Below are 8,124 nucleotides of genomic sequence, written 5' to 3'. Positions count from 1 at the left end.
GGTCGGAGAAATTGAACAGGTCACCAAGGTCGAGCAATTGCTGTTGGACGGCCACAAAAAATCCGATGCCAGAAGACTGGCATCGGATTCTGATTGGCCCGGCTGCTTAAGTGAACAGCATTACGGCCTTTGGTCGGGGCTTTTTGTTTTGGTAGTGCCGGCCGCTGGCCGGAAACCCGTAGTGCCAGCCCATGGCTGGCAGCCCTCAATTTCCGAGTCTTGCGGCCAACTCACTAGTTCGGGTTCCTTGGCGCTTAGCGATTTGGGGTATCAAGCGCTTGGCCGTGCAGCATGTTGCATTCTGTTGATTAGCTTTGGCCTGTCGCAACCCCCATGACCGGAATTTCTTGTTCCACTGCGTAAGGCTGTCGCGAGGCCGGGCTGTCACTGCCGAAAAAACGCGCGAAGGCTTGTTGAGAAGTCGGGCCTGACTAGCATATTCGCGCGGTATTGATATTTGCCAATTTTGGCTGAATACTCCTGACAACAATCAGGGGGCAGGGATGCGGATCGAGTCTTTGAGAGTCGGCATGTGGCCGTCTGCGCGTGTGTGCGCGGTCATTCTTGGGATCACATCGGGCTGGAGCGCCCATGCCCAGCAAGCGGTACAGCAGCCCTACCAGGAGTACGACAAGCAGGTGCGTTCCGCCGAGCAGGTGGGCGCGCTGACCTCGGACTTGTTTGGCGATGCAGTCAACGTCTACGACCAGTCGGCATCGTTCCAGCAGACTGACATTGATCTTCGTGGGACCAATGCGCTGCCGGTAAGGCTGTCACGTAAGCTTTCTGTCCGTCCAATCCCGACAGGCGGCATGCCACCCCAGATCTATGGAGGGGCGGGTGACTGGAACGTCGATGTTCCATTCATTTCGGGGGTCTTCGATTCCCACTATGGCTGGATTTACGGGATGGGTGCGCGCAAGACCGCGCGTTGCACGGATACGTTCCATCCGTGGACTTCGCCTCCCCACAACATCAACAGCATCTGGTCCGGCTATACGGTCAACCTTCCTGGCGACAAGGCGCGCACGTTGATCGGAATGCCGCCCTCCCAGTTCAAGCCGACGGGTGGGCAGAGCAACAACTGGACCACGAGTTCACTGGACGCCATCTCTTGCACTGCCATGATTTCAGGCTATGAGGGTGAGGGGTTTGTTCTGCAGACTACGGAAGGGGTCAAGTACACCTTCAATGTCGGAACGGTGCGCACGGTTGGCGAGATGGGTACAGACAGCTCGACCTCGCAGAGCCGGCCGCGGATCGAGGTCTACATCCTCGCCAGTCGCATCGAGGATCGTTTCGGCAATTGGGTCAACATTGCCTACAACAGCAATGGTCACCCGACGTCCATCACTGCCAATGATGGACGATCCATTTCGCTGCAGTACTCCGGAAGCCAACTCGCAAGCGCAACGGCCAATGGGCGTACGTGGTCGTACGTCTACGCTGGGGCGACCTTGCAACGCGTGGTGCAACCAGACTCGGCGAGCTGGGAGTTTACCCATGTGCCGAACATGTACGTCGATTATGAGCACTGGACCGATGATCCAGGTCCAGGTTGTGGCGGTGTCGCGCCGCTCCGGCCCAAGACGTATTCACTGCAGATCAAGCACCCATCGGGAGCCGTTGGGTCGTTCCGTTTCGACCACGGCCGTTTCTATCGCGCCGGCGTACCCGTCATTCAATGCGTCGCGGAGACGCAGGGCGGCGCAACCGAGAGCGGCGGAACGATCACCCATACGCTCGGAACGCCGTACTACTTCGATGTGTTGTCTTTATCGGAGAAGACCATCAGCGGCCCTGGGATCGCTGTGTTGCGTTGGACATATGGAGACTCTGGTGAATATCAGGGCATGTGGGATGGCGTGCCGCCTTGTACAACCTGCACGCAGTCAAAGGTGGTGAGTATCACCCAGCCGGACGGCAGCAGGCTGGAAGAAACGTACGGGATCGTCTTTGGCCACAACGAAGGAAAGCTTCTGGGGCGGCGCACGGTGTCATCCTCCGGGGTGGTACTGGAGTCAGAGAAGCTGACCTATGTTTCCACCGCGCAGATGTCGTCCATGCCGTTTCCTGATCGGTACGGATCTCGCTGGGGTGGGAGTGATGACAGTTCGGTGACCATTCGCCCAATGCAGCAGCGGCAATTGACCCGGGATGACGTGACAATGACTTGGCAGGTCAGCTCGTTTGACGGGTATGGACGCCCGGCAAGCGTGACTCGTAGTAGCTCACAGGGAGCCAGTCGGACTGATACCACCAGTTACTACAACGACACCACCCTCTGGATCCTCGGCCAAGTTGCTTCGCAGACAAACAACAACTCAGGCTTGGTCGAAGCGCAGACGACGTACAACACCGCTGCGCTTCCGACCGAGCAGCGGCGCTTCGGTAAGCTGGTCCAGACGCTGACCTATCATGCCGATGGCAGCGTGGCCAGCGTTGCAGATGGGCGAGGCAATGCCACCGGTTTGAGCAACTGGAAGCGCGGAACGCCGCAGTTGATCAGCTTTGCCGACGGTACCTCGATGTCGGCTTCCGTTGATGACAATGGCTGGATCCGGTCGACCACCAACGAGGTGGGCTACCAGAGCACGTTCGACTACGATCCCATGGGGCGCCTTGTGCGCAAGACATTTGCCACGGGTGACTCAGTTGCGTGGAATCCCACGACCCAGGTGTTTGAGCGTGTCGATGCTGTGGAGCACGGGCTGGCGGCTGGCCATTGGCGGTTGACCACGAACACCGGTAATCGCAGCAAGGTGACCTGGTTCGATGCGATGTGGCGTCCGGCACTGACCCTTGAGCAGGATGGCGGCAGTGTCGCGTCAACTGCGCGCTATCAGCGCTTCAGCTACGATCATGCAGGCAGGACTACGTTCCAGTCTTATCCGGCCGCGGGAAGCAATCCCACCGCCGGACAGTGGAGCGAATTCGATGCATTGGGTCGGCCTACGTCGACTTCGGTTGATGGCGAGCAGGGGCTGCTGACTACGATCACGGCTTACCTGTCCGGCATGCGCGTACGGACGACGGATCCGCGAGGGCAATCGACAACCGTCCAGCACCGGGTGTATGACTCGCCGATGTACGACATGCCCGTGGCCATCGAGCATCCGGGCGGTGCCTTCACCGATATCGCGCGCGATGTGTTCGGAAAGCCGACGTCCATCAAGCGTCGCAATGCAACCAGTGGTGTGTCGGTTACACGCTCCTACGTCTACAACCCCCAGCAGGAGCTCTGCAAGAGCGTGGAGCCCGAAACCGGGGCGACGGCGATGGGCTACGATGCCGCGGGCAACCTCGCTTGGTCCGCTGCGGGATTGACACAGACGGCACCCAACACGTGCGATGCAGCAGCGGCGCAGGCGTCCGGTCGTCGCGTTGATCGCACGTATGATGCCCGCAATCGCCTGAAGCAACTGTTCTTTGCCGATGGTAGCGGTGACCAGATATGGTCCTACAACAACGTGGGGCAGCCTACGCAGGTTGTGACCGCCAATCCGGACGGCAGGCAGGTCATCAATACCTTTGCCTACGCCAAACGCGGCTTGATCATCAACGAAACCCTTCAGCAGACCGGGATGGGCATCTGGTCGATGGGATATGGCTACGATGCCAATGGCGCAATGGCCAGTCTTCAGTACCCAAGTGGCCTGCAGGTGACGCTGTCGCCAAACGCCCTTGGCCAACCGACTCGGGTTGGTAGCTTCGCTACCGGCGTGGGCTACTACCCCAATGGCGCATTGCGCGCCTTTACCTACGGGAACGGTGTCACCCACAGCATGTCGCAGAACGCTCGCGGGCTGCCAGCCAGGGCGGTTGACTCCGGAGTGATCGATGTCAGCATTGCGTACGACAAGAATGGCAACGTCGCCAGCATTACCGATGCAATCGAGACGGCCAAGTCTCGGCAGATGCAGTACGACAGCTCGGATCGCTTGACGCAGGCAAACTCTGCTTCGTTTGGTGGGGACAAGATCTATCGGTTTACCTATGACGTTCTGGATAACCTGCGCAGCGCCAAGTTGGGGGGCATCAAGCAGCACAACTACTGGTACGACGCCCGTAACCGGATGACGACCGTCAACCAAGACGACGGTAATGCCATCATCGGGCTTGACTATGATGTGCAGGGCAACCTCGCCAAGAAGAATGGTGAAGGGTTCCGCTTTGATCTTGGCAATCGTCTGCGTGATGTGGGAGGGCGTGAGACATATGCATACGATGCCCATGGCCGCCGTGTGGGCAGCTATAACGCCGCGCAGGGAGACATTCTCTCTTTCTATGGCAACGACGGAGTCCTGCGGCGTCAACACAACAAGCGCACCGGAAAAGAAGTTGAGTATGTGAACCTCGGCGCCCATTTGATCGCACAAGTGGAGACGGGAGTGGTTCTGGCAACGCCCGTGATCTCCGCGCCGGCTACCGTGGCCACTGGCAACTACACGGTGAGCTGGAGTTCAATCGGAAACGCAAACCGGTATGAGCTTCGTGTTTCTACCAGCTCGGGTAGCTCGTGGAGCAGTGCCTATGCGGGCAGTGCGCTGTCCTACGCCGTTGCAGGTGTTGAGAAAGGAACGCGTCATTACCAGGTCAGGGCGTGCCAAGGGAGCGGGTGCGGAAGCTGGAGCGCGTCCGTCCTTATCAGTTATGTCCCCATTCCCACAGCGACGCCCGCGCTGGCCATGCCGGCGGTTGGCCTCAATGGCAGTCATACCATCAACTGGTCGGCCATTGCAGACGCGTCCCGCTATGTCGTCGAGGAACAGCCTGAAGCCGCCACATGGGTGGTTGTGCATGACGGAGCAGCACTTGCTGTGACGTTGAATGGCAGGACGGCCGGCAGCTACAGCTATCGTGCTCGCGCCTGCAACGTGTCCGGCTGTGGGCCGTACTCGGCTGCGCAGGCGATGACTGTGATCTACCCGACAGACACGGCACCGACAGTGACCGCCCCCGCCAGCAGCTATTCCGGGGCCTACACCGTAAGTTGGACATCAGTGGCGGGCAGCATCCGCTATGAGCCGCGGGAGCGCCTCGGAACCGCCGCGTGGACCAACCTCGCCAGCCTTGCCGGAACGGCTGTGCAGATCGCCGGGAAATCGACCGGCGTCTATGGGTACCAGGTACGCGCCTGCAATTCCGCAGGCTGCGGCCCTTGGTCAAACGTCGTGTCTACGTCAGTCCTACTGCCACCAAGCGCCGCTCCATCGATCACCCTTGCCAGTAGCAGCACGACGGGCTCGTTCCCTGTTACGTGGAGTGCAGTGGCTGGCGCTGTGGAGTATCGTTTGGAGGAGCGTCTCGGCAGCGGGGCGTGGCAGGGCGTGCAGGCAGAAGGGTCAGCAGTACGGAATGTATCCGGCAAGGCCACTGGGACCTGGAGCTACCGTGTGCAAGCCTGCAATGCTGGCGGCTGCGGGCCGTGGTCGGCAGACAAGGGAATCGTTGTACTGCTGGTGCCGGGTGCGCCAGCAGTTACTGTTCCTGCCACTAACAGTTCAGGCGCTTGGACCGTGAGTTGGTCATCCGTACCTACTGCGGCTTCCTACCAATTGGATGAGCGGGTTGCCGGTGGTGCATGGGCCAACGTGTACGACGGTTCTGCGGTCAGCAAAGCGGTCAGCGGCAAGGCCAGCGGGACGTACGAGTATCGTGCCAAGGCCTGCAATGCCAGTGGTTGTGGCGGTTATTCCACTTCGGTATCCACTGCAGTGACCCGGCCGCCGGGGGCTGCCCCGGTGCTGACGGTGCCCAGTTCCAGTGCGAATGGGGCGTTTACTGTCTCCTGGACCGCCGTTGGGGCGACTACAGAGTACCGGTTGGAAGAAGTTGTGTCCGGTGCTTGGTCGCAGATTCAGAGCGGGGCGGGTACCAGCCTTGGAATCAGTGGGCGGGGGAGCGGTAGTTACTCGTTCCGTGTCCGCGCCTGTAATGGCGGCGGCTGCAGTGGCTACTCCGGTACGGGGGTTGTTACGGTTCTGCTTCCCCCCCAAAGCGCGCCTTCCCTGAGCGCGCCGAGCTCCGCAGCCGGTGCTTACTCGGTCAATTGGTCCGCCGTCACCGGAGCGACACGTTACAGCCTGCAACAGAGTATCAACGGTGCTGCTTGGGCCGGTGCAGGCGATCATGCGGGTACGAGTACCTCATTCAATCCCGGGCCATCTGGCAGCTACGCCTATCGCGTCGCTGCATGCAACAGCAGCGGCTGTGGCGGCTGGTCTGCGACAAGGACCGTCAATGTAATACGAGCTCCGTCGGCTCCCGTGATTACCTATGCACATCACCACTATTACTACGCGGGGCCCCAGGACAGCGAATTTACTTCCTGCAATGTACGTTGGACTGCTTCTGCTGGAACGGAGCGCTATGAGCTGCACGCAGGCGATGGCACGACGGTGTATGGGCAGATGTACTCGGGGCCGCTCAATGACATTCAGGGGAGCGGCTACTCGATTCAGTACTGCGCAGATCCCTACGTCGTAAGGGCATGCAACGCGGCGGGCTGCTCTGGGTGGTCGGCACCATTCGTGCCTACGGTGGAGCGGGATCCGAAGCCGGAGAATCCGGGGGAGCCGCCGCTATGAACGGGGGAAATATCATGTCGAACCTGATCTCGCGTTTTACCTTTTGCTGGCTGTCGCTTCTTTGCACGGTTGCTTCTGCCAGTGCCCAGACGGTTACATACATCCATACTGACGCCCTGGGCTCGGTCGTGGCTGAGAGCGATGCCAACGGCAACGTGATCAAGCGCTATGACTACGAGCCCTATGGTGCCGTGGTGGGTGGTGAGGTCACGGATGGACCGGGATATACCGGACATGTGAGCGATGCGTCGACCGGGCTGAGCTACATGCAGCAGCGGTACATGGATCCGCAGTTGGGTATGTTCCTGTCCGTGGATCCTGTGGCGGCGTATAGCAATCCGATAGGGCAGTTCAATCGGTACCGGTACGCGAACAGCAATCCGTACAAGTTCACGGATCCTGATGGGCGCAGCGCGACACTTCTGGTGCCTATGGTGGTCGTGCCAATTATTGTTGTCACTGGATATTACGCCACGACCACCCCGGAGCAGCGGGAACGAGCGGGAGATTCTCTGATAAAGGGAATAAAGGGGCTATTTCAGAAAAGTGAGGCTGGTAGTTCCGAGGGGGCTGGCTCGGGCGATGCTGACCCCAATGGCCCATTCACCAGTGACATTAAGCCAAGACGATCTGAAGGCGCTGACGGAGCATCATCCCAGCACGAGTTAGAACGAGATTCGAGCGGGCGGCTGGTATCCAAAACCCATACGGTCACCTCCAAGGAAGGCGAGGTTGTACACGGGCACACAGATCATGTCGGGGAAAATGGTAGCGTCCGACGATTCTCAGATGACCTCACCGGACGTGCTACGGTGGGCGAGGGGAAGCAGGAGCCAAGCTCGAAGGACAGGCCAATCAACTTCCCTCCTAAGCCTGCAAAAGGAGGTCGTTACTAGTGGACGGTGATAGCTACGTGCTTCTGGCGGGAATTGTGGAAACGGAGGTTCTCGGATCTGCTGGCGACCTGGCTCCTGCCTTGCTGGACCGCTACTGGTCGGGTGAAATCAGTCTGCCCTCGGCGATCGATGCCGACATTGCTTCCTATCTTTCACAACACGACTTAGGGGCTCTTGCAAGAGCATCGACTTGGATTGCGAGGAATCATGTGCTTTCCGGGCAGATGCCAAAGCATCACTTGAGCTTGGTACGATGGCTGTTCGAGAACGGCGATGTTGATCGGCTCGATCTATTGAGCCTGCTGGCGCTTCTTTCGCTAGGGCTGCTGGATCAAGCCGGATTGGAGATCGCCCTGCTCTCCAGGGAAGCACTGGACGAAGGACGGCTGGAGGAAGGCTTGAATCTAATAGAGCCGATGCTGCTGGCCTATAGTCCTTCGCTATGATGGATGCGTAGGTCGCAGGTTCGACTCCTGTTTCCGGCACCAGTTGTAGAAAAGCCCCGGCCCAGGCCGTAATGCTGTTCACTTAAGCGGTGCAGCCTTGCGATCTACCGGATAGCGGGTCTTGGAAATCTTCACCGTCCTCGGCGTTGTCGGCCGGGGGCGGTGTTCCAGGAAAAGGCTGGCAACCCCGGA

General features: G+C 59.5%; 4 protein-coding genes. All 4 read left to right on the top strand.

Annotation, left to right across the window (positions count from 1 at the left end):
• On the top strand, positions 1-337 hold a 337-nt coding region (locus FJU31_RS19360), incomplete at its 5' end, for a hypothetical protein (RefSeq protein WP_223176421.1).
• A 340-nt stretch (positions 338-677) separates the two neighbouring features.
• Positions 678-6,590 (top strand): RHS repeat protein, encoded by a 5,913-nt coding sequence (locus tag FJU31_RS19155; protein WP_150456151.1) that lies wholly within the window; start codon positions 678-680, stop codon positions 6,588-6,590.
• A gap of 14 nt (positions 6,591-6,604) precedes the next feature.
• Complete coding sequence (locus tag FJU31_RS19530) at positions 6,605-7,486, top strand: RHS repeat-associated core domain-containing protein (RefSeq protein ID WP_246161485.1); 882 nt, start codon at positions 6,605-6,607, stop codon at positions 7,484-7,486.
• Positions 7,486-7,932: a hypothetical protein gene (locus FJU31_RS19145; protein WP_150456150.1), complete on the top strand. Its 447-nt coding sequence runs from the start codon at positions 7,486-7,488 to the stop codon at positions 7,930-7,932. The genes FJU31_RS19530 and FJU31_RS19145 overlap by 1 nt, the downstream gene beginning before the upstream one ends.
• The last annotated feature ends 192 nt before the right edge of the window (positions 7,933-8,124 follow it).

It is taken from the genome of Stenotrophomonas cyclobalanopsidis, from assembly GCF_008710035.1.
Classification (GTDB): Bacteria; Pseudomonadota; Gammaproteobacteria; order Xanthomonadales; family Xanthomonadaceae; genus Stenotrophomonas; species Stenotrophomonas cyclobalanopsidis.
Note: the sequence above shows the minus strand (reverse complement) of the source record. Positions and strands in the feature narration are given on the sequence as shown.

Excerpts from the sequence above, each read along its gene's own strand:
- FJU31_RS19530 (WP_246161485.1), top strand. The coding sequence starts at position 6,605 with ATGTCGAACCTGATCTCGCGTTTTACCTTTTGCTGGCTGTCGCTTCTT.